Annotated in this window: 23 protein-coding genes; 14 read left to right on the top strand and 9 right to left on the bottom strand. The window is 70.2% G+C overall.

Annotation, left to right across the window (positions count from 1 at the left end; genetic code table 11):
- Window positions 1–100 precede the first annotated feature (100 nt).
- Complete coding sequence (locus RN901_RS01310) at window positions 101–2,197, bottom strand: hypothetical protein (protein ID WP_310755013.1); 2,097 nt, start codon at window positions 2,195–2,197, stop codon at window positions 101–103.
- Window positions 2,169–2,552, bottom strand: a complete 384-nt coding sequence (locus RN901_RS01315) for a hypothetical protein (protein ID WP_310755015.1) — start codon at window positions 2,550–2,552, stop codon at window positions 2,169–2,171. The genes RN901_RS01310 and RN901_RS01315 overlap by 29 nt, the downstream gene beginning before the upstream one ends.
- A 163-nt stretch (window positions 2,553–2,715) precedes the next feature.
- Here RN901_RS01315 and RN901_RS01320 point away from each other — a divergent pair, with 163 nt between their 5' ends.
- The 8 genes from RN901_RS01320 to RN901_RS01355 all read left to right on the top strand — a co-directional run bounded on the left by RN901_RS01320 (window position 2,716) and on the right by RN901_RS01355 (window position 10,913).
- Window positions 2,716–4,068: an HD domain-containing protein gene (locus tag RN901_RS01320; protein ID WP_310755017.1), complete on the top strand. Its 1,353-nt coding sequence runs from the start codon at window positions 2,716–2,718 to the stop codon at window positions 4,066–4,068.
- Window positions 4,069–4,274: 206 nt separating this feature from the next.
- Entirely contained in the window at window positions 4,275–5,147 is an 873-nt protein-coding gene (locus RN901_RS01325; RefSeq protein WP_310755019.1) for a radical SAM protein, read from the top strand.
- Window positions 5,137–5,937 (top strand): metallophosphoesterase family protein, encoded by an 801-nt coding sequence (locus RN901_RS01330; protein ID WP_310755021.1) that lies wholly within the window; start codon window positions 5,137–5,139, stop codon window positions 5,935–5,937. Before RN901_RS01325 ends, RN901_RS01330 begins: the two co-directional genes overlap by 11 nt.
- A gap of 148 nt (window positions 5,938–6,085) precedes the next feature.
- On the top strand, window positions 6,086–6,925 hold the full coding sequence (locus tag RN901_RS01335; protein ID WP_310755023.1) for an RNA polymerase sigma factor RpoD/SigA: 840 nt from the start codon (window positions 6,086–6,088) through the stop codon (window positions 6,923–6,925).
- 22 nt (window positions 6,926–6,947) lie between these two features.
- The gene (locus RN901_RS01340; RefSeq protein WP_310755025.1) at window positions 6,948–7,931 is read left to right on the top strand and encodes a histone deacetylase; all 984 of its coding nucleotides are present in this window, start codon (window positions 6,948–6,950) and stop codon (window positions 7,929–7,931) included.
- 39 nt (window positions 7,932–7,970) lie between these two features.
- Entirely contained in the window at window positions 7,971–9,206 is a 1,236-nt protein-coding gene (locus RN901_RS01345) for a M24 family metallopeptidase (protein WP_310755027.1), read from the top strand.
- A 1-nt stretch (window position 9,207) separates the two neighbouring features.
- Complete coding sequence (locus RN901_RS01350; RefSeq protein ID WP_310755028.1) at window positions 9,208–10,245, top strand: dipeptide epimerase; 1,038 nt, start codon at window positions 9,208–9,210, stop codon at window positions 10,243–10,245.
- Window positions 10,242–10,913, top strand: coding sequence for a phosphoribosylanthranilate isomerase (locus tag RN901_RS01355; RefSeq protein ID WP_345782342.1), 672 nt, complete (start codon window positions 10,242–10,244; stop codon window positions 10,911–10,913). Before RN901_RS01350 ends, RN901_RS01355 begins: the two co-directional genes overlap by 4 nt.
- A 20-nt stretch (window positions 10,914–10,933) precedes the next feature.
- On the opposite strand, the gene RN901_RS01360 is transcribed toward RN901_RS01355, so the two are convergent.
- Both RN901_RS01360 and priA read right to left on the bottom strand, forming a co-directional pair.
- Complete coding sequence (locus RN901_RS01360; protein WP_310755030.1) at window positions 10,934–12,214, bottom strand: hypothetical protein; 1,281 nt, start codon at window positions 12,212–12,214, stop codon at window positions 10,934–10,936.
- 106 nt (window positions 12,215–12,320) lie between these two features.
- Window positions 12,321–14,627, bottom strand: coding sequence for a primosomal protein N' (gene priA, locus RN901_RS01365; protein WP_310755032.1), 2,307 nt, complete (start codon window positions 14,625–14,627; stop codon window positions 12,321–12,323).
- 72 nt (window positions 14,628–14,699) lie between these two features.
- Between priA and RN901_RS01370 the strand changes: the two genes are divergently transcribed.
- On the top strand, window positions 14,700–15,248 hold the full coding sequence (locus tag RN901_RS01370) for an HNH endonuclease (protein ID WP_310755034.1): 549 nt from the start codon (window positions 14,700–14,702) through the stop codon (window positions 15,246–15,248).
- Between the two features lie 33 nt (window positions 15,249–15,281).
- A complete protein-coding gene (locus RN901_RS01375) occupies window positions 15,282–15,836 on the top strand; it encodes a twin-arginine translocase TatA/TatE family subunit (RefSeq protein WP_310755036.1) in 555 nt (184 codons plus the stop codon).
- Here RN901_RS01375 and RN901_RS01380 read toward each other — a convergent pair.
- Window positions 15,772–17,349 carry a hypothetical protein gene (locus tag RN901_RS01380; protein WP_310755038.1) on the bottom strand — a complete coding sequence of 526 codons (1,578 nt, stop codon included), beginning with the start codon at window positions 17,347–17,349 and terminating at the stop codon, window positions 15,772–15,774. The two genes, RN901_RS01375 and RN901_RS01380, sit on opposite strands and share 65 nt — an antisense overlap.
- 97 nt (window positions 17,350–17,446) lie before the next feature.
- Here RN901_RS01380 and RN901_RS01385 point away from each other — a divergent pair, with 97 nt between their 5' ends.
- From RN901_RS01385 to RN901_RS01395, 3 genes are read left to right on the top strand one after another with little or no spacing between them, the layout of a single operon-like run.
- A complete protein-coding gene (locus RN901_RS01385) occupies window positions 17,447–18,007 on the top strand; it encodes a 2Fe-2S iron-sulfur cluster-binding protein (protein WP_310755040.1) in 561 nt (186 codons plus the stop codon).
- A complete protein-coding gene (locus tag RN901_RS01390; RefSeq protein WP_310755042.1) occupies window positions 18,004–18,573 on the top strand; it encodes a RidA family protein in 570 nt (189 codons plus the stop codon). The genes RN901_RS01385 and RN901_RS01390 overlap by 4 nt, the downstream gene beginning before the upstream one ends.
- Window positions 18,574–18,589: 16 nt before the next feature.
- Window positions 18,590–20,089: a serine hydrolase domain-containing protein gene (locus RN901_RS01395; RefSeq protein WP_310755044.1), complete on the top strand. Its 1,500-nt coding sequence runs from the start codon at window positions 18,590–18,592 to the stop codon at window positions 20,087–20,089.
- A 28-nt stretch (window positions 20,090–20,117) separates the two neighbouring features.
- Here RN901_RS01395 and RN901_RS01400 read toward each other — a convergent pair whose 3' ends face one another.
- Entirely contained in the window at window positions 20,118–20,675 is a 558-nt protein-coding gene (locus RN901_RS01400) for an OmpH family outer membrane protein (protein ID WP_310755046.1), read from the bottom strand.
- A 92-nt stretch (window positions 20,676–20,767) separates the two neighbouring features.
- Between RN901_RS01400 and RN901_RS01405 the strand changes: the two genes are divergently transcribed.
- Complete coding sequence (locus tag RN901_RS01405) at window positions 20,768–22,336, top strand: D-aminoacylase (protein WP_310755048.1); 1,569 nt, start codon at window positions 20,768–20,770, stop codon at window positions 22,334–22,336.
- A 46-nt stretch (window positions 22,337–22,382) separates the two neighbouring features.
- Here the strand turns inward: RN901_RS01405 and queF are convergent, their stop codons facing one another.
- Genes queF through RN901_RS01420 form a run of 3 tightly spaced genes read right to left on the bottom strand, consistent with a single transcriptional unit; the run spans window position 22,383 to window position 25,113 of the window.
- Window positions 22,383–22,787 (bottom strand): preQ(1) synthase, encoded by a 405-nt coding sequence (gene queF, locus RN901_RS01410; RefSeq protein WP_310755050.1) that lies wholly within the window; start codon window positions 22,785–22,787, stop codon window positions 22,383–22,385.
- A complete protein-coding gene (locus RN901_RS01415) occupies window positions 22,784–24,016 on the bottom strand; it encodes a dicarboxylate/amino acid:cation symporter (protein WP_310755052.1) in 1,233 nt (410 codons plus the stop codon). Before RN901_RS01415 ends, queF begins: the two co-directional genes overlap by 4 nt.
- Window positions 24,013–25,113 carry a hypothetical protein gene (locus tag RN901_RS01420; RefSeq protein ID WP_310755054.1) on the bottom strand — a complete coding sequence of 367 codons (1,101 nt, stop codon included), beginning with the start codon at window positions 25,111–25,113 and terminating at the stop codon, window positions 24,013–24,015. The genes RN901_RS01415 and RN901_RS01420 overlap by 4 nt, the downstream gene beginning before the upstream one ends.
- Window positions 25,114–25,119 lie beyond the last annotated feature (6 nt).

A 25,119-nucleotide genomic window follows, 5' to 3' on the forward strand; every position in this document is an offset into this window, starting at 1 on the left:
CGCTCTCCGCGTTTCCACGGGAGACGCAACGATCCACGGTGAATCCTTACATCGCCCGCCCCGGGAGACAAGACTGCCGGACACGCTCCCGGCGGGGCTGCTACAGGATCCTGAGGAATCGGGGGTCGACGGAAAGGAGGAGGACCCAGTTTCCTCCGCGCATGACGTCGAGGCGGAGGATGTCGTAAACAAGTCCCAGGCCCAGCCCGGCCGAGGCACGCAGCCCCTCGCTTCCGCTCACGCCGAAGCGGCGGGCGGCGCCCTCCCCGGCGGAGCCGACGTCGGCCCAGCCGGCGGCTCCGATGGCGCGCAACCGCACCCACGGGGACGCGATCGTGCGCGACACGTCGGCGCGCCACAGCGCCATGCGGTCCCCGCCCCAGCCGCGAAACTCGTAGCCCGGCAGCGAACCGCGCCCCCCGAGCAGGAAGAGCCGCTGGGCCGGCAACTCCCCGCCGGCAAGACCGAACTCCACGCCACTCGCCCAATTCCACCCGCCGCCCGGACTCCCCCGGGCCCGCAGCGCGACCGTGGCGCGCGTGTAGCCGAAGTTCCCGACGCCGTTCGCCGCCGCTTCGCCCGCGAGATCCAGCATCCACCGCACGCCCGGCCCACTCCGGAGTGCCACCGTCAGGCCGGCATCGACCCGGGCCAGCTCCCCCTCGTCGACCGGGCGCACGGGGCGCAGCGGCCGATCTCGGAGCGGCTCCGTCCCGACGACCAGGGCGGCGCTCCGATGCCGCTCGATCGACGCGCCCACACGCCAGCGCACGGGACCGCCGCGACGGGCGATCCCGATTCGTCCGCCGGTCGTGAGGTAGGGGTCCTCGTAGTCCTCTCCGTCGGCGAGGAGAGCGAGCGTCCGCAGCACCCCCACCGCCGCAGGCGGTCCGACGTCGCGGTGAGTCCGCAACCAGCCGTCGACCTCCACGTCGACCTCCCCCAGCCGCCGCTGCAGTCCGAGGCTCGCCTGGGGCCGCGCCTCCCCGATCGCATGGCCGCCCCCGAACGACACCCGCGTGAGATCGTTCGGCCGGTAGGCGGCTCCCGCCCCGACGAACAGTCCCTCGGATCGCCGCGCCCGGATTCCCCCCGACGCGCTCGGAAGCGCGAGTTGCCAACGTCTCCCCCCGCGCAACGTCCGCCCCAGCAGGAGTTCGCGGGCTTTCGCGGCGGCCTCGCCCAAATCGCCATCCGCGCTTCCCTCCTCGACAGGTCCCCCGTAGAGCGGGTCTTCCCAGCCATCGAAGCGGGCCAGCTCTTCGTCACGATAGCTGTAGATGAGCTGTCCAGGCCCGAGGCTGAAGAGCGCCTCCTCGTCGAATTCGTAGTCGAGGACGCGGAGGCGGGTCCGGACGAGCGTCTCGAGCGGGAAGTCGAACCAGGGGAGCGAGCGCGCGATCTCGATTTCCTGCTCGTCGGGCAGCCAGTAACGGCCCTCCCGCAGGGCCGAGCGCAGGTCGACGACGAGCCGCACGATCTGAGGATCGCGATAGGCGGCGGTGGTGAACGTGAGCCGCATCCGCGCGATGGCCCCCGTCTCCCGCTCGACGAAGAGCGACCCGACGGCGCCCGCCGCCGCCCCTTCCCGCGGACGGACCTCGAGCTCGAAGACCCGGGCCGTTCGGTCGCGCACACGGATCTCGAGCGAGTCCGCGAGCCGGTATTCGTAGAACTCGCGCGCCCCCGCCCCTGCGGGATGAGGCACGTCCCGGATCTCGAGGCCGTCTCCGATCCGCATCCGATCCTCGAAATTGTCGAGGACGAGAAAGAGGTGGTCGAGGTGATAATGGATGGTCGTGGGCAGCCGGAGTTCGTGTCGGCGCCCGACGATCGTCTGCATCGAGCGGTCCGGGCGCTGCCAGCGCACATCCAGCGCGAGCTGGTCCGCCCGAATGACGTGCCGCTCCCCGAGGATGTCGCCGAGGTAATACACGTGCCCCTGCACGTCGGCCCGAAATCGTTCGAGGGAACTGTCGGCCCAGGCATGCTGTCGCGCCGCCATCGCGCGCTCGATGAGCAGAAGGGCCGCCTCCGAGTTCCAGCCCGCGGAGGCCCCGGCCCGCGGAGCCGCGGCCGGCGATGTGGGGATTTCCTGGGCTCCGGTCCCGGAGGCGAAGCAAAGCGCCACCACGGCGACGGCCGCGGTGGCCGCCACCCGCCGTCCGTCACCCGAAGAGGTCCTCCTGCCCGTCATCGTCCGACTCCATGACCCGCCGCAGTCTGCCGGCCCAGTACTCGACGTCGAACCCCTCTTCGTTCTTCAGCATCCGCTTGAGCACCGGCGACAGGTCGCGCAGCGCGCCTACGAGGTCCTCCGCGATGGAGCCGGCCTCGGCGACCCGGGCCTCGTCCGGGAGCGACGCCATGTCCCGGAGGATGGAAGCCTCGGATCGAGACGCCGTGACGGGCTCGGGCCGGCTGGCGACGAAGACCTCCGTACGCCGGCCGGGTCCCCGATCCTCCTCGATCGGGAGCAGTCCGACGATCTGGTCGGAGCGCCAGTACTTCGCGTACCCGAGGTGGACCATCCGGTCGCGTTTGATCTCCACGCCGCCTCCCGCTGAGCCGCTCATGCTCCAAGAGCCCTAACGGCTCCAAGCTCGCGAACGTCCCGTCCGCGCCGCAACACCGCCGCCCCCTTCAACCGGCTGTGTGCAGCCGCCTCCGTTGATTGGCCGTTGAACGCTCCGCGGAGCATGTTCAGCGACGCTCATGGCCAGAATACGCACGATCCGCGATCCCCTCTGGGGAAACGTCCGCGTGGACGAGGACGCGGCGGAGATTCTCGACGCGCCCCAGTTCCAGCGCCTGCGGCGGGTTAAGCAACTCGGCTTCGCGCACCTCGTGTATCCCGGCGGCGTGCACAACCGCTTCCTGCACGCCCTCGGCGTCTACCATCTCGTCTCGCGGGCCATCTCCCGCCTCGAGCGCGACGGGCACCTCGAAGCGCTGGATGCGGGGGACATGGACGAACTGCCCGTCGTTCGTCTCGGCGCGCTTCTCCACGACGTCGGGCATTACGCCTTCTCGCACGCGGTGGAGGAACTGGGTCCGAGCACGATCCCGGGAGACCACGAGGAGATTGCGGCGCGCTTCATGGCGGCGGACCCCATCCGGCGCGTGCTCGACCGGCATGGGCCGGATGCCGCGGCGCGCATCGGCGCTCTCATTCGCGGGAAGTCCGGCCACCCGCTGCAGGGGCTGATCTCGGGATCGCTGGACCTCGACAAGATCGACTACCTCCGGCGCGATTCCCTCTTCTGCGGCGTACCGTACGGGGCCGTGGACGTCGACCGTCTCCTCCCCGCGCTCACCGTCGCGCGCGAAGGGGCCGGGCACCGGCTCGAACTCGCGGTCCGCGAGAAGGGCCTCAGCGCGCTGGAGACGCTCCTCTTCTCCAAGTACCAGATGTTCCGGAACGTCTACTGGCACCACGCCGTGCGCGCCGCGACGCTGACCTTCGTGCGTCTCGTGCAGACGGCGCTCGACAGCGGCCTGCTCGCGTCCGAAGACCTGGCGGGGCCCAGCGACGAGGAACTGCTGTCGCTCATCGGCCGGCGCATCGAAAAGTCGTCGGCGGGCCCGGGTTACGACGCCGGGTCCGCCGTCGGTCGCGCGGCGAAGCTGCTCGGCGCGCTCGTGGACCGGCGTCTCCCGAAGCGGCTCGTGGAGCTGACGGGCGACCAGCTTCCCGACGCGTTGTCGTCGTGGCCGTCGCGGCGCCCGGACCTCGTCGCCGCGCTCGAGCGGCGCATGGCCCTCGAGTGGGGGCTCTCCGAGGGCGCGGTGATGCTCGACTATCCGAGCTACCCGGGCATGCTCGAACTCAACCTGCTCCTCGTGCGGAACGACGGCGAAGTCCGCCGGCTGACCGCGCTGGGCGAACGGGGCCTCATCGACATTCCCCGGCTCGGGCGTTCCCTGCACCACTCGGCGCGGGTGCTGCGCATCTTCTCCTTCGAGCCTTCCGCCCCGCGCGATCCGGAGCCGGTGCTCGCGCTGATCGAAGCCGACGAAGAGGAAGTGGGGGCACGGCTCGACTCCGGAGACCCGCTCCTGACCTGAAGACCGTCGCTGCGGCCTGCCGGTGCGGTGTCGCGCGCGCCCCGGCGCACGCGGTAGGATTCAGCGGCAAACCACCCGCAAAGGTTCATCTCATGCATGGATCGGCGCCGCCGATCGAAACACGGCGAAACAACGGGCGAACGCGACGAATTCACTCGTCGCCGTCCGCGTCGAACGGCGCCGGATCGAGCGGCGAGGCGCCCCTCGTGCAACTCGACCACCTGGATACGCTCTGGTTCCAGGTGACCGGGACGATCTGCAACCTGCGCTGCGTCCACTGCTTCATCAGTTGTGCTCCGGACAACGACAGCTTCGAGTTCCTCTCGCTCGCCGAGGTCGAGGACTGGCTCCGGCGCTCGGAGAAGTGGGGCGTCAAGGAGTACTACTACACCGGCGGCGAGCCCTTCATGCACCCCGATCTCCCCGCCATGCTGGACCGTACCCTGGAGCGGGGACCCGCTTCCGTGCTGACGAACGGGACGCTGCTCCCCGCGCGGGCCCTGAAGCCCATCGCCCGGATCGCCCGCACGGCGAGTTACTCGCTGGAGATGCGCGTTTCCCTCGATGGGCCATCGCCCGAGACGAACGACCCGATCCGGGGCGATGGCACGTTCGATCGCGCCATGGACGGCGTCCGGAAGCTGCTCGAGGCGGGATTCCTGCCGATCATCACCGCCACGCAGGTGTGGGAACCGGAACGGGACGAAGAGGTGCGGCAGGCCTTCGTCGCCCGGCTTCGGGCGGTGGGATACGAGCACCCGCGGCTCAAGCTTCTCCCGTCCCTCCGCATCGGGCGCGAGGCGGACCGCGTGCGCCCCTACACGCAAGAGGAGCGTGTGACGGAAGCGATGATGGAGGGCTACGACGAGAACCAGTTGCTCTGCGCGTCGAGCCGGGTGGTGACGAACCGCGGCATCTACGCCTGCCCCATCCTCATCGAGACGCCGGCGGCCCGCATGGGTTCGACGCTGGAAGAGGCGTCCCGCCCGGTGCGGCTCGGCGAGTCCGCATGCCACACGTGCTGGCTGCACGGCGCGATCTGCTCCAACTACGGGGGCATCGGGCAGGATGTCTCCTGAACCACGCCGGATCGCCGTCTTCGGCGGTGTCTACAGCAACCACCTGGCGCTGGCGGCCGCGATCGAGGACGCCACCGCCCGGGGGGCGGAAGCGCTCTACTGCCTGGGCGACCTCGGAGCGTTCGGCCCCCATCCGGACCGCGTGTTTCCTCTCCTCATCGACCACGATGTCCGCGTCCTGCGCGGGAACTACGACGATTCGATCGCGCGCGGCCTCGAAGACTGCCAGTGCGGCTACACCGACCCGCGCGACAACTACTTCGCACGGCTTTCGTACCGCTACACGTTCCGGAACACGCACGGGCGGTGGCGCCGCTGGATGGACCGTCTCCCCGGCGAGATCCGCCTCGAGGTGAACGGCGCGCGGGTGCTCATGTGCCACGGCAGCCCCCGGCGCATGAACGAATTCCTCTGGGAATCCGCGACCTCGACACAGTTCCTGACCTGGCTCGCCGGCGAGTACGAGGCGGACATCGTGCTCGCGACCCATACCGGGATCCCGTGGCAGCGCTCGCTGCCCGGTGGCGGACTCTTCGCGAACGTCGGCGTTCTGGGCCGGCCCGCCAACGACGGGCGGACGGAGGTATGGTACGCGCTGCTGGATTTCGGCGCCGCCGGGCCGGCGGTGGCTCTCCAGTTCGTGCCCGTGGTCTACGATCACGAACGCCTCGCAGGAGAGATGCGCGACGAAGAACTGCCGGAAGAGTTCGTGGAGACGATCCTCACGGGCTGGTGGACGACCTGCCTCGAAGTCCTCCCGGCCCGCGAACGCGCTCGCGGGCGGTTCTGACTCACCCGTCCGGCAATACATTTTGCGGCGTGGCCGATCCGCGTTAGCTTCATTACAGCGTCGGAAGGTCCGCGCGCGCCGGAGCCGGAATCGGCAGATCGGCCCGACAGCAAGGCCGGGTCGACGTCGGCAAAGAGAGGAAGTTGCGATGGATCGCGAGGGTTTGTCGCCCAACATCCTCGAACGCTACCTCGAGGAACTGGGTCGTTATCCGCTCCTGAGCCCCAGCGAAGAACGTGAGACCGCCCGCTCGGCGCGTGGCGGCGACGTCTCCGCCCTCGACCGTCTCATCCGCGCGAATCTGCGCTTCGTCATTTCCATCGCCCGACGTTACCGCAACAAGGGGCTGAGCTTCCTCGACCTCATTCAGGAGGGGAACGTCGGCCTGGTCATCGCCGCTCGAAAGTTCGACCCGGACCACGGCGTGAAGTTCATCAGCTACGCCGTGTGGTGGATTCGCCAGGCGATCCTGTCCGCCATCGCGAAGCAGGGCCGGCCCGTGCGGGTGCCGCTCAACCGGGCGACGGAGCTGGCGCGCATGATCCGCGCGCGGGGCGAACTGCGTCAGACCCTCGACCGTGAGCCCAACGATCGGGAGATCGCGGACGAAACGGGATTGACGATCCCCACGGTCGCGCTGCTGCGGAGGCTGAACGCGCGCGAGGTTCGACTCGATGCGCGGGTCGGGGCCTCCGACGACAGCGATCTCGCGGAGCGGTTTCTCGCCGACGAGACCGACGTCGAGGAAGTCGTCGAACGTCGCCTGCTGAAGCGGCACATCGCCGAGGGTCTGCGCCGCCTCAGGCCACGCGATGCGCGTGTCGTCCGGCTGTACTACGGGCTTCAGGGCGAAGACCCGCATACGCTGGAGCAGATCGGTCGCTTGCTGGGCGTCACGCGCGAACGCGTCCGGCAACTCCGGGATCGAGCGCTCCGGGAGTTGCGGGAAGGTCCGGAGGGACAGAGCCTCGCGACCTTCGCCACCTAGTGTCGCGTCCCGAAAATTCCAGTTGGAGGCGGCGGCGCTGAAGCCGGTCGGCCTGTTCCAGCATCCCGACTGTAGCCGGCACGACACGGGCTGGGGTCATCCGGAGCACCAGGGACGCCTCCGCGCCCTGATGAGTGCGCTCGAGCGGGCGCTGCCCGAGCTTCACGCGGACATCCTCCCCGTCATGCCGCCCCCGGCGGGAATCGCCGAACTGGAGCGGGCCCACACGCCGGGACACGTAGAACGCGTGCGTGCGATCTGCGACCGGTCCGTCGAGAGCGGACAGATCGTGCGGATCGATCCCGATACGCCGGTCTCGCCGGGAAGCTGGGACGCCGCCGTCGCCGCGTCCGGGTGCGGAGTCGCGGCGGTGGACGCGGTCCTCGACGGAACGTGCCGCGCGGGATTCTGCGCCGTACGCCCGCCGGGACACCACGCGACGCCGGACCGGGCCATGGGCTTCTGCCTCTTCAACCACATCGCCGTGGCCGCCCGTCACGCCCTGGCCGGGCCGGAAGTCGAGCGGGTGCTGATCGTGGATTGGGATGTGCACCACGGGAACGGGACCCAGGACATCTTCTACGACGATCCCTCCGTCTTCTTCCTCTCGATGCATCAGCACCCCCTCTTCCCCGGCACCGGGTCCGCCGCTGAACGCGGACGGGGAGCGGGGGAGGGGACGACGCTGAACCTCCCCATGCCCGCGGGTCTCCCGTCCGAACGCTACGTGGAGACGCTGCTCGATGGCGTCGACAGGGCACTGTCCCGCTTCGAACCCGACATCACGCTCATCTCCGCCGGGTTCGACGCGGGAGCGGAGGATCCGCTGGGGGGCTTCACTCTTGCCCCGGCGGACTTCGACACGCTGACGCACGAGGTCGTCGGGCGGACGCGGGCCACGGCCCGGAACCGCGTGGTCTCCTTCCTCGAGGGCGGTTACAATCCCGACGAACTGGGACGCAACGTCGTCTCTCACCTGACGGCCCTGCGCGACGCCACGGGCTGACCGCCCCGGGAGCGCGCCCCGCAGAACAGGAGCCCGGCCTTGCCCGACCTTGATGTCACCTTCCTGAAGACCGCTTCACGGGAGCTCGAACGACAGAAAATCGACGCCTGGCTGCTGTACGACTTCCGGGCCCTCAATCCGCTGGCGGCTCACCTCGTCGGCCTGCCCGAAGGCCAGAAGCGTCGGTACTTCGTCCTCATCGAACCGGGGCGGACGCCGCACGCGCTCGTCCAGAAGATCGAGGTGTCCGGATGGGACGGGTGGCCGCACCGGCTCACGAGCTACGTCGGCTGGGACGAGATGGAGACGGCGCTGCGCGAGATGCTGCAGGGCATGGGAGCGGTCGCGATGGAGGTGAGCCCGCGGGACTCGATCCCCTACGTGGACCACGTCCCGGCCGGCGTCGTCGAACTCGTCGAGTCGCTCGGACCCAGGGTCGTCAGCTCGGTGGACCTGATCTCCGGGACCGCGGCCCAGTGGGGCGCGCACGGGCACGCACTGCACCTCGGGACGGCCGAGATCCTGGCGCGAACCGCGCGGACGGCGTTCGAACTGGCGGTGCGCGCGGCGGGGCTGGCGCCGGAGGCGGATCCCGGGACGGCGGCTGCCTTCGACATCTCCGGCGAGCCGACCCCCGTCACGGAACACGACCTCGCCGAATGGATCCGGGCGCGCCTGCGCGCCGAGGGCCTGACGGAGACGGACACGATCGTGGCGGTGGGCCCCAACGCCGCCAAGCCGCACTACGAGCCGCCGGCCGAGGGATCGTCGGCGCTCACGGCGGACCAGGTGTTCATGGTGGATCTGTGGGGTCGCGTGGCGGGCGAACCCGACGCCGTCTTCGCCGACCAGACATGGATGGGCTTCCTCGGCCCGGAGCCGCCCGCCGAGGTAATCGCCGCCTGGGACGCGGTCGTCGCGGCCCGGGACGCGGCGGTCGATGTGATCCGGAAGGACCCGGGCGCCACCGGCGCCGACGCGGATCGGGCGGCCCGGGACACGCTGATCGCGCGCGGCTACGAGGACGCCATCTTCCATCGCACCGGGCACGGGATCGACCGTGAACTCCACGGCGTCGGTCCCACCCTCGACAGCATCGAGATGCGGGACGACCGGCGGCTCGTGGCGGGCGTCGGCTTTTCCGTCGAGCCCGGCGTCTACCTGGAGGGGCGCTTCGGCCACCGGACGGAAATCGATGTCTACATGCGAGAGGATGGGCCCGAAGTGACTCCGTCCCGCATCCAGTACAATCTCTGGCGGACCACCGAGGGTTGAGATGAAAATCTCGTGGGAGCCGTTCCACGTCGAGACGGCGCACCCCTTCGGCATCAGCCGCGGCGTGAAGACGGGCGACGATCTGGTGTGGGTGCGACTGGAGCACGAGGGGATCGAAGGCTGGGGCGAGGCGGATCCGTCCGGATACTACGGGGAGACGGCGGACACGGTGGAAGCGGCCCTGAGGAAGCTGGCCCCCCGCATCGAAGAGGTGGAAGACCCGTTCCGGCTCGAGAGCATCGAGCGGGATCTCGCGAGCCTCCTCGGCCGCAACGGGTCGGCCCGCTGCGCCATCTCGTCGGCGCTTCACGACTGGGTCGGAAAGCGCGCCGGGCTTCCGCTCTGGAAGCTCTGGGGCCTGGATCCGGCCGACGCGCCGCTCAGTTCGTTCACGATCGGAATCGACGCTCCGGACGTCATGGCCCGGAAGACGCGCGAGGCCGAAGCGTGGCCCATCCTCAAGATCAAGCTCGGAAGCGACGATGACGAGGCGCGGCTGAGCGCCGTCCGGGGCGCGGCCCCCGACAAGATCCTGCGCGTGGACGCGAACGCGGCCTGGACGCCCGCCGAAGCCATCGAGGGGATCGCGATGTGCGCCGAGTACGGCGTGGAGTTCGTGGAGCAGCCGCTCCCGCCGACGGAGAACGACGAACTGGCCTTCGTCCGCTCGCGCGCGGTTCTCCCCATCGTCGTGGACGAGTCGAGCATCGTGGCGAGCGACATCCCGCAACTCGACGGCCTCGTCGACGGCATCAACATCAAGCTCGCCAAGTGCGGCGGTCCGAGGGAGGCGCTCCGCATGGTACACACCGCGCGCGCGTGCGGCCTCTCGGTCATGCTGGGGTGCATGCTGGAGACGAGCCTCGGAATCGCGCCCGCGGCACACCTCGCCTCGCTCGTGGACTACGCGGACCTGGATGGCGCCGCGCTCCTCCGTTCCGATCCGTTCACCGGCCCGCATCTCGAGGAGGGTCGAATCGTCCTGCCCGACGGGCCGGGGCTCGGCGTCGAACGCGCAGCCACGGGGGCGTCCGCCTGAGCCATCGGAAGCCGGCGGTCAAGATCTGCTGCATCGAGAGCCGCGGGGAGGCCGCGCTCGCCGCCCGCCACGGTGCGACGGCGATCGGGCTCGTCTCGGCGATGCCAAGCGGGCCGGGGGTCATCGATGACGCCACGATCCGGCACATCGCGGCCGGCGCCCCGCCCGGCGTCGCGACCTTCCTGCTCACGTCGCGGACGGACCCGGAGGAGATCGTGGGCCAGCAGCGCCACGCCGGGGCCGACACGCTGCAGCTCGTGGACCGGCTGGCGTCCGATGCGCTCCGCACCCTGCGCCGCCTTTTGCCGGGCGTCTCGCTCGTTCAGGTCGTCCACGTCCGGGGAGAGCAGTCGGTCGAGGACGCCGTCGCGGTGGCGCCGCTGGTCGACGCCGTCCTGCTCGACTCGGGCAACCCCGACCTTCCCGTCCGGCAACTCGGGGGCACGGGTCGCGTGCACGACTGGGGCCACAGCCGCGCGATCGTCGAGCGGGCCGACTGCCCGGTCTACCTCGCGGGAGGCCTCCGGCCGACCAACGTGGCCGCGGCCGTGCGCGCGGTCCGTCCCTTCGGCGTGGATGTCTGCTCGGGAGTGAGAACGGACGGGCGACTCGACGAGGAGCGGCTGCGACGCTTCATGCGCGCAGCGAGAGGCAGCGGCGACGGCTAGCCCGTCCGGGTCTCGCGCCCCTAGTCCGTCCGCACGAGGGCGCCGCGCCGGCACGTGAGCGCGAGTTCCTCGGTCTCCGACGCCTCGCACGCCTCACGCCGCCCGGCTTCGTCCGCGTAGAGGGAGTACAGCGCCTGTCCCATCGCTTCGTAACACCGAGGCTTGGCCGAGTCTTCGATGGTGCGGCAGAACGAGAACCCGGCGTCGGTCGTCGCGGTGACGTCCACGAAGTTCCTGACGACGCCCACGTAGCACCAATCGCGGTAGTCCTCCGGCGACTTCCGGCACTCACTGCGCGCATCGTCCTCGTCCTGCAGCGTGCGGCCGCTGATGTCGCGGCCGAGGCTCATGAAGCAGTCGTCTCGCCAGCCGTCCGGCGCCTCGAGACAGGAGGAGGCCGCGTCCGCGACGTCCCAGTCGTTGTGCCAGAGCATGGCGGACGTCTGCATCTGGTAACAGGAGGTCAGGTACCGCGCGTCCAGAATCGAGCAGGGGTAGTGCGGGTCGTCGTCGCGCAGCGGCTCGAAGGGTTCGACGCCCCCGGCCATCGCCATCGCCCCGTGGTCGTGCGCGTCCGCGCCATGGTCCGAGGCCTCGGCCGCTGTCTCCGCCCCGCCCTCCATGGCGGTCCCGTCGGACACCAGTTCGGCGGCCGGATGATGGGGATCGATCGCGTTGACCACGTTCTCCATGAACGCCCCGCCGTAGCAGGAGTTCCGGTTCCATCCGGTCGTCAGCAGGTCGCAGCCCTCGAGGGCCATGAGAAGATGATGGCCGTAGTACATCGTCAGACCGTGTCCGAGACCGTGCAGGCACTGGAAGAGCAGCCAGCGGTCCGCGGGGTCCGCTTCGTAGGGCTCGCAGAGCCCGGCGACCTTCTCCGCGTTCGGTTCGCCCGTGGCGATGAAATAGGCCTGAACGACGCCGTGGTAGCACCCCGACTGGAAGATTTCCGTGCACTCCTCGAAAACGTCGGTGAAGATCTCTCCGGGCGAGTACGCGTTGATGCCGATCGCGTGCGTGAAGACGTGGGATTGCGACCGAACCGCCCTGTCCGCGGCGGCCAACCACTCGAGCGTTTCCAACGCGGCGCCTGTTCCGGTCGCGGCGAGTTCGTCGAGGAGCCGTGCTTCATAGCATACCTGCTTCTCCTCCCACCCCAACTCGCGGCACGCCTCGAACGCGGCCATCGCTTCGGCCGAAGCCCCGGGAGGCATGGACGGCCCCCCGCACGTCGCCGCCACGATCCCGATCGCCATGACAAGGCCTGGCAGCCCGCGGGCCCGGACGTGACGGTTCATTCCCTCTCCCTCGCTTCGCGCCGACTCGCGGCGGGTGGACATCGATGGCACAACCTGACGGAGCGTCATCCTCCCAACAAGCGAAGCGGGCAGCTCGACGGCCCGCTCACAGGAGCGCCTCGGGATCGCGGTCGATCTCGAGCCGGAGGCCCGAGCCGGGCTGGCCCCGCTGCTCCCCGAGAAAGCGGAGAACGCCGCCGAGCGTCGCGGCGCGATCCGCCTTGATCAGGAAATGCCACCTCCACCGCTCCCGGAGCCGATCGATCGGGCAGGGGGCCGGACCGATGACCTCGATCCCGACGAGCCGGCGACCTCGAATCAGCCGTCGCGTCCACTCGGACAGTTCCTCCGCGGCGTCGATCACGCGGGACTCCGTCTTCCCGGAGATGACGAGGTTCGCGAGCCGGCGGTGCGGCGGATAGCCGGGTTCCTCCCGGTCCGCGAGTTCGCGTTCCGCGAAGCCGACGTAGTCGTGCTCGGCAGCCGCGGCGAGCGCGTAGTGCCGCGGGCGCGAGGTCTGAACGAGGACCTCCCCCGGCGCCTCGCCCCGCCCCGCCCGTCCGGCGACCTGCTCCAGGAGTTGGAAGGTGCGTTCGCTGGCCCGGAAGTCCGGCAGGTGGAGACCGACGTCCGCGTTGACGACTCCCACGAGCGTGACCTCCGGGAAGTCGAGGCCCTTGGCGATCATCTGCGTTCCGAGCAGGATGTCGACTTCCTGCCTGCGGAACGCCTCCAGGATCTCGACGTGCGCCCACTTGGAGCCCGTAGTGTCGAGGTCCATGCGGACGATGCCGGCTTCGGGAAAAAGCTCGCCCACGCGGCGTTCGACCTGTTCGGTGCCGACCCCGGCGTAACGCGGCGCGGGGCCGCCGCACTCGCCGCAACCGGAGGGCGGCGGGCTCGTCGAACCGCAGTGATGACACACGAGTTGCCTGCGCCGGCGGTGATACGTGAGGGTCACGGAACACGCGACACAACTCCACACGTGACCGCAGTCCGCGCACTCGGCGAAGGAGGCGTATCCGCGGCGGTTGAGGAAGAGGATCGTCTGCTCGCCCCGTTCCAGGCGCGCGGCGATCGCCTCCCGCAGCCGTTCGGAGAAGACGCGCGGTCCGCCTCCCGGCGGTGCGTCCTCCGCCTCCTGTCCCGGGCTCTCGCCGGCGTCGGCGCGCAGGTCGACGAGTTCCACCGAAGGGAGTCCGTGGCCCGTCACGCGTTCCTCGAGTTCGAGCAGGCGATAGCGCCCGGTCCGCGCGTTCTCCCAGCTCTCGAGGGCCGGCGTCGCGGATCCGAGCACGCACAGACACCCTTCCAGCCGCGCGCGCATGATCGCGACGGAACGGGCGTGGTAACGCGGTACGTCGGACTGCTTGTAGCTGCTCTCGTGCTCCTCGTCGACGATGATGGCGCCCAGATTCCGGACCGGCGCGAACACCGCCGAGCGCGGGCCGATCGCGATCCGCTTCCTCCCCTCGCGCAGGCTGCGCCAGGCGTCGAAGCGTTCCCCGTCGGAGAGCCCGGAGTGCAGCACGGTGACCTCGTCGCCGAAGCGGGCGCGGAAGCGCTGCACGGTCTGGGGCGTGAGAGCGATCTCCGGGACGAGGAAGATGCCGGAGCGGCCCAGCGCGAGTTGACGCTCCAGCACTTCCAGGTAGACGGCGGTCTTGCCCGAACCCGTCACGCCGCGCAGGAGCGCGACGCGCCCCGGCGCATCGAGGCGCTCGAGATCTTCCACGACCTGGGTCTGGTCCGGCGTCAGGGTGAACCGGGCCTCCGGTTCCACCGGTCCGGCGAACGGATCCCGCTCCACCTCGCGCTCCACGAACTCCGCGAGGCGCCGCTCCACGAGCCCGTTGAGCACGCCCCGGCTGAAGCCGAGTTGCTTCAGCAGGTGCCCGACGCCTGCCTGCCCGCCGACCGACTCGAGCGTCTCGTACAACTCGCGCTGCCGCTTCGCCCGCCCGAAGGCGCGGTCGCGTTCGCTCAGCGTTCGCAGTTCGCGCACAAGCCGCAGCACGCGCTCGGTGCGCGGCCGTGCGGGGCTCCCTCCGCCGGCCCGGGACCCGAGCGCACCCGGGGGGAGGGCCGCCCTCAGCACAACGCCGAGAGGCGCCACGTAGTAGTCCGAGATCCACCGGCAGAGATCGAGGAGAGGCGCGGCGATCACGGGGGCTTCGTCGAGGACGCCCCGCAGCTCCCGCAATCGCGGTTTCCGTTCCCGGTCCGTCCTCAGCCCGAGGCGATCCACGACTCCGACCGCCGTCCCGCCGTGGAGCGGCACGCGAACCCGCACGCCCGGTTCCACGGCGCCGACGAGCGAGGCGGGGATCGCGTAGGCGAGCGTACCGAGGAACGTCCGCGCGACCGCCACCTCGCAAACGCCGGCGGAGCCTGCCTCCCGCGGCGCCTTCACGCGGCGGCCTTCGCTTGACACGTCGCGGCCGGGTTGCTTGTTTTCCGCACCGAATCCAATGGGGGGTCGCTCATGGGCTGTCTGGCCCTGAACGCTTCATACGAGCCGCTGACGATCATTCCGGTCCGGCGCGCCGTTCGCCTGCTCATCGACCGGAAGGCCGACGCGCTGGAAGTGGATTCGGCACGTCCAATCCGCTCCGAGCGCGTACAGATGGATACGCCGGTCGTCATCCGTCTCGTCCGGTTCATCCAGATCCCCCGCCGTTTCCGCCGCCAGGTCACGAACACCTTCCTGTTCGCGCGCGACGCCTATTGCTGTCAGTACTGCGGCCGTCACCGACGGGAACTGGGGTATCGCGAGTCGCTGACCCGCGATCACGTGATTCCGATCTCACGCGGCGGAGACAACGGGTGGTCGAACGTGGTCACGGCCTGCAGCAAGTGCAACCTGAAGAAGGCGGATCGTCTGCTGGGCGAATGCGGGTTCTCGCTCCCGGCGGAGCCCCGGGAACCCAACCACGTCGAGTTGATCTGGGCCGTCCGCAGGGTCACGCCGGTGCAGGCCAGGTACATCGGCATGTTCTACGGCGAGGACGTGCTGCGGGCGCTGACCCCCTGAGTTCGGCCCGGCCGGTCGGCTGATCGCACCGTCATGAATATGACCGGGTTCGGAATCGGCGAGATCCTCCTCATCGCGATGCTCGTGCTCATCGTGTTCGGGCCCCGCCGCCTGCCGGAGGTCACCCGCACCATCGGCAAGGGGATCCGCGAGTTCCGGAAGGGGATGAACGAGATTCAGCGCGAACTCGAGGCCGCCGGCCGGGAGACGCAGTGGAAGTCGCCGCCCACGCCTTCGAAACCCGCGACCGCGGGCCAAGCGACGATCGCCGGAACCGCGACCGCCGCCGGAACCGCCGCGGCCACCGGGGCGTCCCCCGCCTCCGCGGACGAAACGGAGGACGAAGAGGACGCCCCCGAAGCGACTGCCGAAGCGACTGCGGGGCCCGTCCTGGAGGAACAGGAACCGCCCACGCCGCGCGATGAAGCGGATCCGGCTCAGGAGTTCATCGATCCCTGGTCCACGGATTCCTCGCGTCCGACGTTCGGCCCGAAGTCGTCCTCGGAGCCCGTGATCGCCCCGCCTACGACCGAGCCGGAGCCGCCGGAGCCGTCTGAAGAGGAGGATCCGGCGACGGCCCCCCAATGAGAGCGCGGTAGCGGCGGTTATCCCCTTCCAGCGCCCTCAGCAACTCGATCGCCGCCGGCGCTCCGGTCCCGGACAGGTCCGGGAGCCCGGGGTCCGCGATGCGCGCACGCGGCGGCTCCGCATCGGTGCCGGCGGTCCCGCGGAACTCGATGGCCAGCCGTCGGCCGCGCTCGCACGGGTCGCACAGGAGGCCGTCCTCCACCGCCGATCCGTCGATCGTCCACGATCCCTCCGTACCTCGGAGCACGAAGCCGGCCAGGGTATCCGGAACCCGCAGCGTGCCGCGCCACACGCCGTCCGTCCCGGCAGCGAGCGCCAACTCCAGCGCGCCGTGGAGCGCTCTCAGCACGGGCGCCGCCGGCATGCGCCCCTCGCCCTCGCCATCTCCGCCGTCCCAGCGGAACTCGCCCTTCATGCCGTCGTTGCGCAGCGCGGCCTCACGGAGCTTCCGGAAGGGGAGAACGCCCTCGAAGGAGAGGGGCACGCCCGGCTCGAGGTCGTTGGAGGCGGCGACGAACGACTCGTCCGCGAGGCGCAACTCCACGGAACCCTGTCTCGGCGCCGGGGCACGGGGTTCCGGCCGGCCCAGCAGCTGAGCGACCATCCGCGCCCGCATTCCTTCCGGGTCGGTCGGGCCGGTCTCATCGTCCCTCTCACCCGCCTCACCCGCTTCGCCCGCCTCGCCCGGGGCGCCGCCGCTCCGGCGGGGGAGATCGAAGGGGTTCCGGAAGCCGGGCGGGAGACGCTGGATCCCCGGGGCGCCGGCACCCTCCACGCCGGCCTCGAACTCGCGACCCCAGCTCGCCAGCTCGTAGCTGATGGCGGCCCGGAGATCATCGTCGTCCGGGTGCCAGGCGAGCCCCGTGATGCGGGGAGTCGAGACCGTCACGACACCCTCGGGCCAGGTCGGCCGCACGCCGGGAGGGCGGGAGGCCTGCACGGTCAACCGGTCGCCGGAGCGGTCGTCGCGCCTCGTCCCCACGTTCGGACCCGCGTCGGCGGAGAGCCGCGCGGTGAGCGAACGATCACACCCGGGGTCGCCGTCGAGCACGACGAGGAGCGTGTTCCAACCCGCTGCCAGCCGCACCTCGCGGGCGGTTCCGTCGTACGCGAGGTGCTGCGCGTTCACCCACGCCTCGAGCCGCGCGCAGGGCTCGACGCCCAGTTCGAGCCGCACGCTGGCGTCCGCGGATGACTTCAGGTACACGTGGGCGAGCGTCGCCTGTCCGGTTTCCGCGAACTCCGAGAAATCCATCGCCGCCTGTCCATCGCGGCGAAAGAGCGACCACGTACCCGCGGCCGTTTCGAGGTTCCGGTCGGGGAATCGGTCCGGCCCCGCCACCGGGAGCGGGGGGGTGCCCGCCGCGTGCTCCGCGCTCGTGACCAGCCAGCGGTCGACCGGGATCTCCTGGGCGCGCACGGCTTCGGGGGCGAGCGCGGACGCTCCCCAGGCGGACAGCACGAGTGAGAGCAGAGTTCGTCGAGCCAGGCGATGCATCGTGTGTTCCCTCATATGGCCGTCATCCACGGGCGGACTCTCTCCAGACGATTAAACATGGGGCTTTCGTCACACGATGCGCACCCGGACCTGGCAGGCCGCCCGATTTCGGTTGCCGCCCGGGAGCGCCCCGAACAACTTGGTCATCATGCACAACGTGGTGGAACTGCGGGTGAACGGAGACCGGCGCCGGGTCGGAGTGCCGTCCCACTACACCCTCCTCGAAACCCTCCGGTACGGGCTCGGCCTCACGGGATCGAAGCAGGGGTGCGACAAGGGGGACTGCGGGGCGTGCACGGTGCTCCGCGATGGCGAGGCCGTGCTCTCCTGCATCATGCCGGTGCACGAGGCCACGGGTCACGAGATCACGACCGTCGAAGGTCTCGCGGACGCGTCCGGCCCCCACCCGCTCCAGGATGCCTTCGATCTCACGGGAGGGGCGCAATGCGGCTTCTGCACACCGGGCATTCTCTGCTCGGCCCATGGACTGCTGACCCGCGATCCGGACCCCGCTCGCGAGGACGTCGCGCGGGCGCTCTCCGGCAATCTCTGCCGCTGCACGGGCTATACGAAGATCTTCGAGGCCGTGGACATCGCCGCCGAAGCGATCCGGACCGGCGAGACCCCCGAGGCGATCGTCTCCCGGCGGCACGATCCGGAGGGAGCCGCATGATCTCGCTCTCACAGCGATCCGGGCGCGCGTCGCGCTCCGTCTTCGGCGCGCTCGCGGGACTCTTCGTCCTCCTGCCCCTGGCCGCCGGAGCCGCCGCCCAGACTCCGGAAGAGCGTCTCGCCGAACTCGGGATCGAACTTCCGACCCCGGATGCGCCGACCGCCAACTTCGTGAAGGCGGTGACGACCGGGAATCTCGTTTTCCTCGCCGGCCACGGCCCCTGCGGCGGCCTGGACGAGAGCAACACCGGGAAGGTCGGCCTCGATCACACGGTCGAGGAGGGCTACGAGATCGCGCGCTGGGTCGGCGTCTGCCTCCTCGCGTCGCTCGCGCGCGAGATCGGCGACCTGTCCCGCGTGAAGCGCATCGTGCGCGTGTTCGGGATGGTGAACACGCCTCCGGACTTCACGCAGCACTCGCAGGTCATCAACGGCTGCTCCGACCTCATGGAACAGGTGTTCGGCCCCGCGATCTCGAAGCACGCCCGCGCGGCCGTGGGCATGGCGTCCCTCCCGCGCGACCAGTCCGTCGAGATCGAGATGCTTGTCGAACTCCACGATCCGTGATCGCACGGCCGCCCGCATGCGTCCGGTAGCCCCCGCCGCCCTCCTCCCGCTCGTCGCCGTCGCCCTGCTCGCCGGGTGCGGAGGCGCCGGAGATCCGGCTTCGTCTTCCGACCTCGCGCGCGGGATCGACGCCGTGTTCGCCGATCTGGACCGCCCGGGCTCGGCGGGCGCCGCCGTGTCGGTCATCCGCGACGGCGAGATCATTCACTCGCGCGGCTACGGCTACGCCCAGATCGAGCATGGCGTCCCCGTCACTCCGCGCACGGTCTTCCACGTCGCTTCCGTGTCCAAGCAGTTCACCGCCATGGCAGTGACCATGCTCGCGGCCGAGGGGGCGCTCTCGCTCGACGACCGTGTACAGGCGCACCTCGGGTTCGTCCCGGAGTTCGAGCATCCGGTCACCGTCCGCCAGATGATCCACCACACGAGCGGGATCCGGGACCAGTGGCAGCTTCTCGGGATCTCCGGCTGGCGCCTCGACGACGTGATCACGACAGAACAGATCCTCGGCCTCATGTCGCGCCAGCGGGAACTCAACTTCGTGCCCGGCTCGGAGTACCTCTACTCCAACATGGGCTACACTCTCCTCGCCCAGACGGCGGCAGCGGTCAGCGGCATGTCCTTTCCGGAGTTCACCGCCGCGAGGATCTTCCGGCCGCTCGGCATGGACCGAACCCACTTCCACGATGACCACGAACACATCGTCCCCGACCGCGCCTATTCCTACCGGCCGGTGCCGACGGACGACGATGGGAGGGGGGAGGGAGGCGGGGTGGGGCGGGAACCGGAGTACACCAAGGCGGTTCTCAGCTACGCGAACGCGGGGGCGACGAGCCTCTTTACGACGGCGGACGACCTCGCCCGCTGGCTCGACAACTTCCGGCACGAGACGGTCGGCGGCACGCAGGTGATGGAGATGATGACGACGCGCGGGATCCTGAACAGCGGAGACACGATCCCGTACGCGCATGGCCTCAGCATCGGCGACCACCGCGGCCTGCGCACGGTGGGGCACGGAGGCGCCGACGCGGGGTTCCGGACGCAGGCGACCTGGTATCCCGAGGCGGACGTCGGGGTCGTCGTCCTCACGAACGTCGCCAACGGCAACCCGGGCGGCCGGGCACGACAGGTGGCGGAAGTCGTCCTCGCCGAGGTCTTTCCCGAGGCGGCTCCGGAGGAGGACGACGATGCGCCTTCACCAGCCGCAGATTCCGTCCCGCCTCCGGCATCCGACCCGGCGACGCTGGCCGAGTATGCGGGCAGCTACTACAGCCCGGAACTTGACGCGCTATACCACATCGAGGTGACGGACGAAGGACTCGTCGCGCGCCACATACGCCACGGCGACATCGCCCTCGAGCCGCGAGCCCGCGACGAGTTCGCCACGGACCGCTGGTTCATGCGCGAGGTGCGCTTCGAACGCGCGCCGGACGGCTCCGTCCCGGCGCTGCGCGTGGGCGGCGGCCGGGTCCGGAACCTGCTCTTCATCAAGCTGACCCGCCCCCTTCCCGGGTAGGGGCCCGGCGGCGTCCGCCGCGCGCGGGTCATGAACCGCCGGGGTCCTCCGCGGCGAGGCGGTCGATGACGAGCGGCGTGATGTCGACGCGTTCGCTGAACAGGATGATGATGGGGCTCGTCGCGTTCAGGATCAGGTCGTACCCCAGTTCCGCCTGGATCGCCTCGATCACCGGCGCGAGTTCCGCGCGGATCCGCTCGCGTCCGTCGTTCTGCAGCGCGGTCGCTTCCTCTTGCTTGTCCTGCTGGTAGCGCTGGAAGGCCGTGAGGGCGTCCTGGTACTCGCGCTCGAGCACCCGCTGCTCATCGACGGTCAGGCTGTCCGCCTCGGCCACGCGCAGCTCGATCGCGCGCACCGCTTCCTGGCGCACCTGCAGCTCGGCGGCGAGTTCCTGCTGGAAGTCCGTGAGTTGCTGTGCGAGCACCTGTCCCGCCGGAGACCCGAACGCGGCCGCGTCCAGATCGATGACGCCGATGCTGAGCGGCGCCTCTGCGGTTTGCACCTCGGCCTGTCCCGCCAGCGTCACGGGCGCCAGCGCCAGGAGCAGCGTGGCGAACGAAAACACAAGACGTGCGTACCTTTCCATCGTTCTCCCTCTATTGGAACCTTCCACGGCGGGTCTACCCTTCGGGGGGACCGCACCGGTTTCATCGTCACGGAACACGAAAGTAACGCGATATGTCTGATCGAACGAAATACACCCGCCACCGCGTGCAAACGCTCCACCTCCTGTCGGCGCTGATGTTGGGAATCGCGGGAGGGGCAGGCGCTCCGGAATGGGTCGCCGCGCAGGCGGCCATCGGTGCGGCGGAAGAACCGGCCACCGTCCTGTTCACGAACGCGACGCTCGTCGACGGGACGGGTGCGCCCGGCTATGTCGGCGACCTGCTCATCGAGGGCGGAACCATCGCGGCGCTCGGCGCCCCGGGTTCCGTCGCGGCTCCGCCCGACGCGGAACGGCGCGACCTCGCGGGTCTCGTCCTCGCCCCCGGTTTCATCGACATCCACAACCACTCCACGACGCGCTTGTTCGACTTCCCGCTGGCCACGACACAGCTCGCGCAGGGCATCACCACGATCGTGGTCGGGGCCGACGGTTCCTCGCAGTGGCCGATCTCGGACTACCTCGGTCGCATCGACGAACTCCGGCCCACGGTGGACGTCGCGACGCTGGTGGGCCACGGCACCGTGCGCAGTCTCGTGCTCGGGGACGACTACCGGCGCACCGCGACCGACGCCGAGATCGCGGACATGACGGTGCGCGTCGAGCGCGGGATGGCGGAGGGCGCGTTCGGCCTCTCGAGCGGTCTCGAATACGACCCCGGCTTCTACTCCTCCACCGGCGAGTTGATCGCCCTCGCGCGGGCCTCCGCCGGCCACGGCGGCTTCTACATGACCCACATGCGCGACGAGGAGGAGGGGCTCCTCGAGGCGGTCGACGAGGCCATCCGCATCGGGCGGGAAGCGGGCCTCCCCGTGCAGATGTCGCACATCAAGGCGGGGAACGCCTCGGTCTGGGGACGCGCTCCGGACGTGCTGGAGCGGATCCGGCAGGCCAACGAGGAGGGGCTGGATGTGACGGCGGACCAGTACCCGTACGCGGCCTGGCAATCCGGGCTCGCGATCGTCGTGCGTTCGAGGATGTTCTCGAACCCCGACTCCGTGGCGGAGGGGATCGCCGCGGCGGGCGGCGGGAACCGGCTGCAGATCGTCGCCTTCTGGTCCGAACCCGAACTGAACGGACTGCGGCTCGACGAAATCGCCCGGCGCAGGGGGATGACGGACGTCGAAGCCTATATGTGGATCATGGAGAACGGAGGCTCCGGGCTCATCGGCCACACGATGAACGAGGAGGACGTCGACACGTTCATGGCGTCGGAGTGGGTGATGACGGCGAGCGACGGCGGAGTGCGGAGCGCGCACCCGCGCGGGGCCGGCACGTTCCCGCGCGTGCTGGGGCACTACGTTCGGGAGCGCGGCATCCTGACGCTGGAACGGGCGGTGCGGCGTGCGACCTCGATGCCGGCGCGGCGGCTGGGGCTGAGCGACCGGGGCGTGCTGCGCGCCGGGGCCCGGGCGGACCTCGTGATCTTCGACCCGGAGCGCGTGGTGGACCGGTCGACGTTCGACAACGGGACCCGGCAGGCGGAGGGCGTGGAGAGCGTGTGGCTCGGCGGCGTGGAGACCTGGTCCGCCGGGGAGCCGACCGGCGCCCGCCCCGGCCGCGCCATCCGCCACACGCCCTGACCACGCCGGTCGGCGCGCACCGCGCCCGGGGAGAAGGGCGGGAGCCTCAGTCGGCGGCAGCCTCCCCGCGCTCCGCCGTCGCGACGATTTCGATGCCGCCGCGCACGTTCTGTTCCACGTCCACCCGCACCCGCCGCGGATCGATCGCGAACACCACGTCGTCGGCGATCCGGGCCGCGAGCGTCTCGCAGAACTCGCCCTCGTCCCGGAAGGACCACAGGTAGAACTTGAGCGCCTTCGACTCCAGGCAGCGGTCGCGCGGCTCGTAGTCGATCGTCACCCGCCCGAAGTCCGGCTGGCCCGTCTTCGGGCACAGCGACGTGAACTCCAGTGCCCGCAGCCGGACGCGCTGGACGTCCGCCGCCGGGATCGCCTCCGCGCGCAGCGTCTCGCGTCCCTCTTCCGGGTCCCGGGGCCGCGGCAGCGGACCCGCGGCGGGGAGCCTCGTCATCCGTCCTCCGTCCCTTCGTCCACCTCTTCATCGTTCTGCGTCATCGCATCGACGGTCGTGGCGGCGGCCATATGGCCGATGACGTTCGCCGCCGAGCGGAAGACGTCGGGCACGCGGTCGATCCCGAGCAGGATCCCGAGTCCGGCCAGCGGCACGCCCACCACGTCGAGCGCGGGGACCATCGACACAATGCTCGCGCTCGGCACCGGCGCCACCGTCATCGCGGCGAGGAAGATCGCGAGGACCGCCGCGGCGATGAGCCCCGCATCGAGCGGGACCCCGTACATGGCGGCGAGGAAGACGAGCGAGGCGCTCTGGAAGAGGGCGCTCCCGGGCCGGTTGATCGAGGCCGCCAGCGGGAGGATCAGCCGGTAGCGGTCCCGCCGGAGCCCAAGCTTCTCCGCCTCCTGCAGCATCATCGGCAGCGTGCCCACGGACGTCGTCGTCGTGAAGCCCACGGTGTACGTCCCCACGGTGCCGCGGATGAAACGCCCCGCCCGCATGCCGCCGACGAAGCGGACGATCGGCAGCAGGATGAGACCCTTCAGAATGAAGAGGCCCACGACGACGGCCAGGATGAAGACGGCGAGGTTCTGGAGCAGCGCCAGACCCGTGCGCGCAACCACCGGCGCCGCGAGGCCGAAGACGCCCACGGGCGCCGTCCACAGGACCCAGTTCATGAGCTTGATGAGCGCGTCGCCGGCCGTCTCCGCGAATCCGGTGAGCAACTCCCGCTTCTCCCGTGGCAATGTCGTCGTGGCCGCCGCGAGAAGGACGGTGAAGATGAGGATCGAGAGCAGCGACCCGTCCGCCGCCGCCTGTACCGGGTTCCTCGGCACGAGGTTCACGAGGAAGTCGATGACGCCCGGCGTCGCCGTGTTCAGTTCCGTCGTCGGGGTCGGAGGCGGCACCGGCGCCGTAAAAGTGAGCGCGAACCCCATCACGCCCATCCCGATGAGGATCGCGGGCAGCGTCGTGATCCAGAAGAAGCCGACCGAGAGACCCCCGATCCGCCCCAGCTTGCGAAGGCTCCCGATCCGCCCCACGCCGACGAAAACGACGGCGGCCACGAGCGGAATCACGACCATCTGGATCGCGCGCAGGAACACCTGTCCGAGCGGTGCGGCGGCCTCGGCCGCGCGCATGAGCGCCGGCGACCCGGTGGCCGAGGCGGCGATCCCGAGCCCCAGTCCGAGCACGAGGCCGATGAGGATGGCGCGCGTGTTCACGGGGCACCCTCCGCGCGCCGCTTACGAAAGGCGAGCCACGCGCCGATGGTGAGGACGGGCAGGACGTAGTAGACGATGAACCCCCAGGTGATCGTCCCGTATCCCTGACGGATGAGGTCGATGAGGCCGAGAGGGGTGAGGGACAGCGCGACCCCGAGGAAGACCGCCGCGACCACCGGCCTCGCCCAGCTCGGCAGCCCCGCGCCCCGCTCGCGCCGCGTGACGGCGAGCCGCTCGTTCACCGCGTGGATCATCCCCGTCCCGGTCTCGATCAGGGTGCCGAAGAGGATGATTCCGTACGCGACCTGGAACGTCGTCGACCCGAGCGCTTCGAGGATGAAGTTCGAGGGGTTGGCGGCGTCGACGATCGCCGGGTAATGCGGCACCATCGCGAGGTAGAAGAAGAAGGCCGGCAGCATCCCGATGACGCCGGCCAGCAGGCCGGCCCACACGGCCTGGTTCCGGGTCTGGATGTGGCGCACGGTGAACAGCGCCACGGCGGCCGCCGAGAGGTTGTAGCCGCCGTACTGGACCCCCTTCACGAGCCAGTCGCTGTTGAGGCTGCTGGCGGCAAAGCTCGGGCCCAGCGTGGACCCGAAGCGCACCAGCGACCACACCACGAGCGCCACGAACACTGCGTAGAGGGCGAAAGACCAGCCGGCGAAGAAGCGCTCGATCGCCACGCTCCCGTAGAAGAGGAGCAGCGCGACCGCCCCCAGCGCCACGATCACGCCCAGCGCGTACGGGAGGCCGAACGTCTCGTTCGCAATCGTGCCCGCCGCCGCCCCGATGACGGCCAGTACGAGGAGTGTCAGCAGCACGTACGTGATCTCGAACAGGACCCAGGACGGACCGAGCAGCCGCTTGAAGAAGTTGCGGTACTCGTAGCTGCGGGACTGCCGCGCGAGTTCGAACGTGACGGCGCACACCGCGCTCCAGATGGCGGTGGAGAGCGCCATCGCCCAGAGGCCGGGCGTGGGGCCGATGGAGAGGAAGAACTCGACATTCTCCCGTCCCGTGCCGTATCCACCGGCGATGACGGCCGATTGGAAGACGAGCCCCGGCAGCAGATAGCGGCGGAACCAGGGAGCTTTCACACTGGC

Origin of the sequence: Candidatus Palauibacter soopunensis (assembly GCF_947581735.1) — a bacterium.
In the GTDB taxonomy this organism is placed as follows: Bacteria; Gemmatimonadota; Gemmatimonadetes; order Palauibacterales; family Palauibacteraceae; genus Palauibacter; species Palauibacter soopunensis.

Bases quoted from the DNA above. Each gene is read 5' to 3' on its own strand.
- RN901_RS01310 (WP_310755013.1), bottom strand. From the start codon at position 2,197: ATGACGGGCAGGAGGACCTCTTCGGGTGACGGACGGCGGGTGGCGGCC.
- RN901_RS01320 (WP_310755017.1), top strand. From the start codon at position 2,716: ATGGCCAGAATACGCACGATCCGCGATCCCCTCTGGGGAAACGTCCGC.
- RN901_RS01330 (WP_310755021.1), top strand. From the start codon at position 5,137: ATGTCTCCTGAACCACGCCGGATCGCCGTCTTCGGCGGTGTCTACAGC.
- RN901_RS01335 (WP_310755023.1), top strand. From the start codon at position 6,086: ATGGATCGCGAGGGTTTGTCGCCCAACATCCTCGAACGCTACCTCGAG.
- RN901_RS01350 (WP_310755028.1), top strand. From the start codon at position 9,208: ATGAAAATCTCGTGGGAGCCGTTCCACGTCGAGACGGCGCACCCCTTC.
- RN901_RS01360 (WP_310755030.1), bottom strand. From the start codon at position 12,214: ATGAACCGTCACGTCCGGGCCCGCGGGCTGCCAGGCCTTGTCATGGCG.
- RN901_RS01370 (WP_310755034.1), top strand. From the start codon at position 14,700: ATGGGCTGTCTGGCCCTGAACGCTTCATACGAGCCGCTGACGATCATT.
- RN901_RS01375 (WP_310755036.1), top strand. From the start codon at position 15,282: ATGAATATGACCGGGTTCGGAATCGGCGAGATCCTCCTCATCGCGATG.
- RN901_RS01380 (WP_310755038.1), bottom strand. From the start codon at position 17,349: ATGAGGGAACACACGATGCATCGCCTGGCTCGACGAACTCTGCTCTCA.
- RN901_RS01390 (WP_310755042.1), top strand. From the start codon at position 18,004: ATGATCTCGCTCTCACAGCGATCCGGGCGCGCGTCGCGCTCCGTCTTC.
- RN901_RS01395 (WP_310755044.1), top strand. From the start codon at position 18,590: ATGCGTCCGGTAGCCCCCGCCGCCCTCCTCCCGCTCGTCGCCGTCGCC.
- RN901_RS01400 (WP_310755046.1), bottom strand. From the start codon at position 20,675: ATGGAAAGGTACGCACGTCTTGTGTTTTCGTTCGCCACGCTGCTCCTG.
- RN901_RS01405 (WP_310755048.1), top strand. From the start codon at position 20,768: ATGTCTGATCGAACGAAATACACCCGCCACCGCGTGCAAACGCTCCAC.
- queF (WP_310755050.1), bottom strand. From the start codon at position 22,787: ATGACGAGGCTCCCCGCCGCGGGTCCGCTGCCGCGGCCCCGGGACCCG.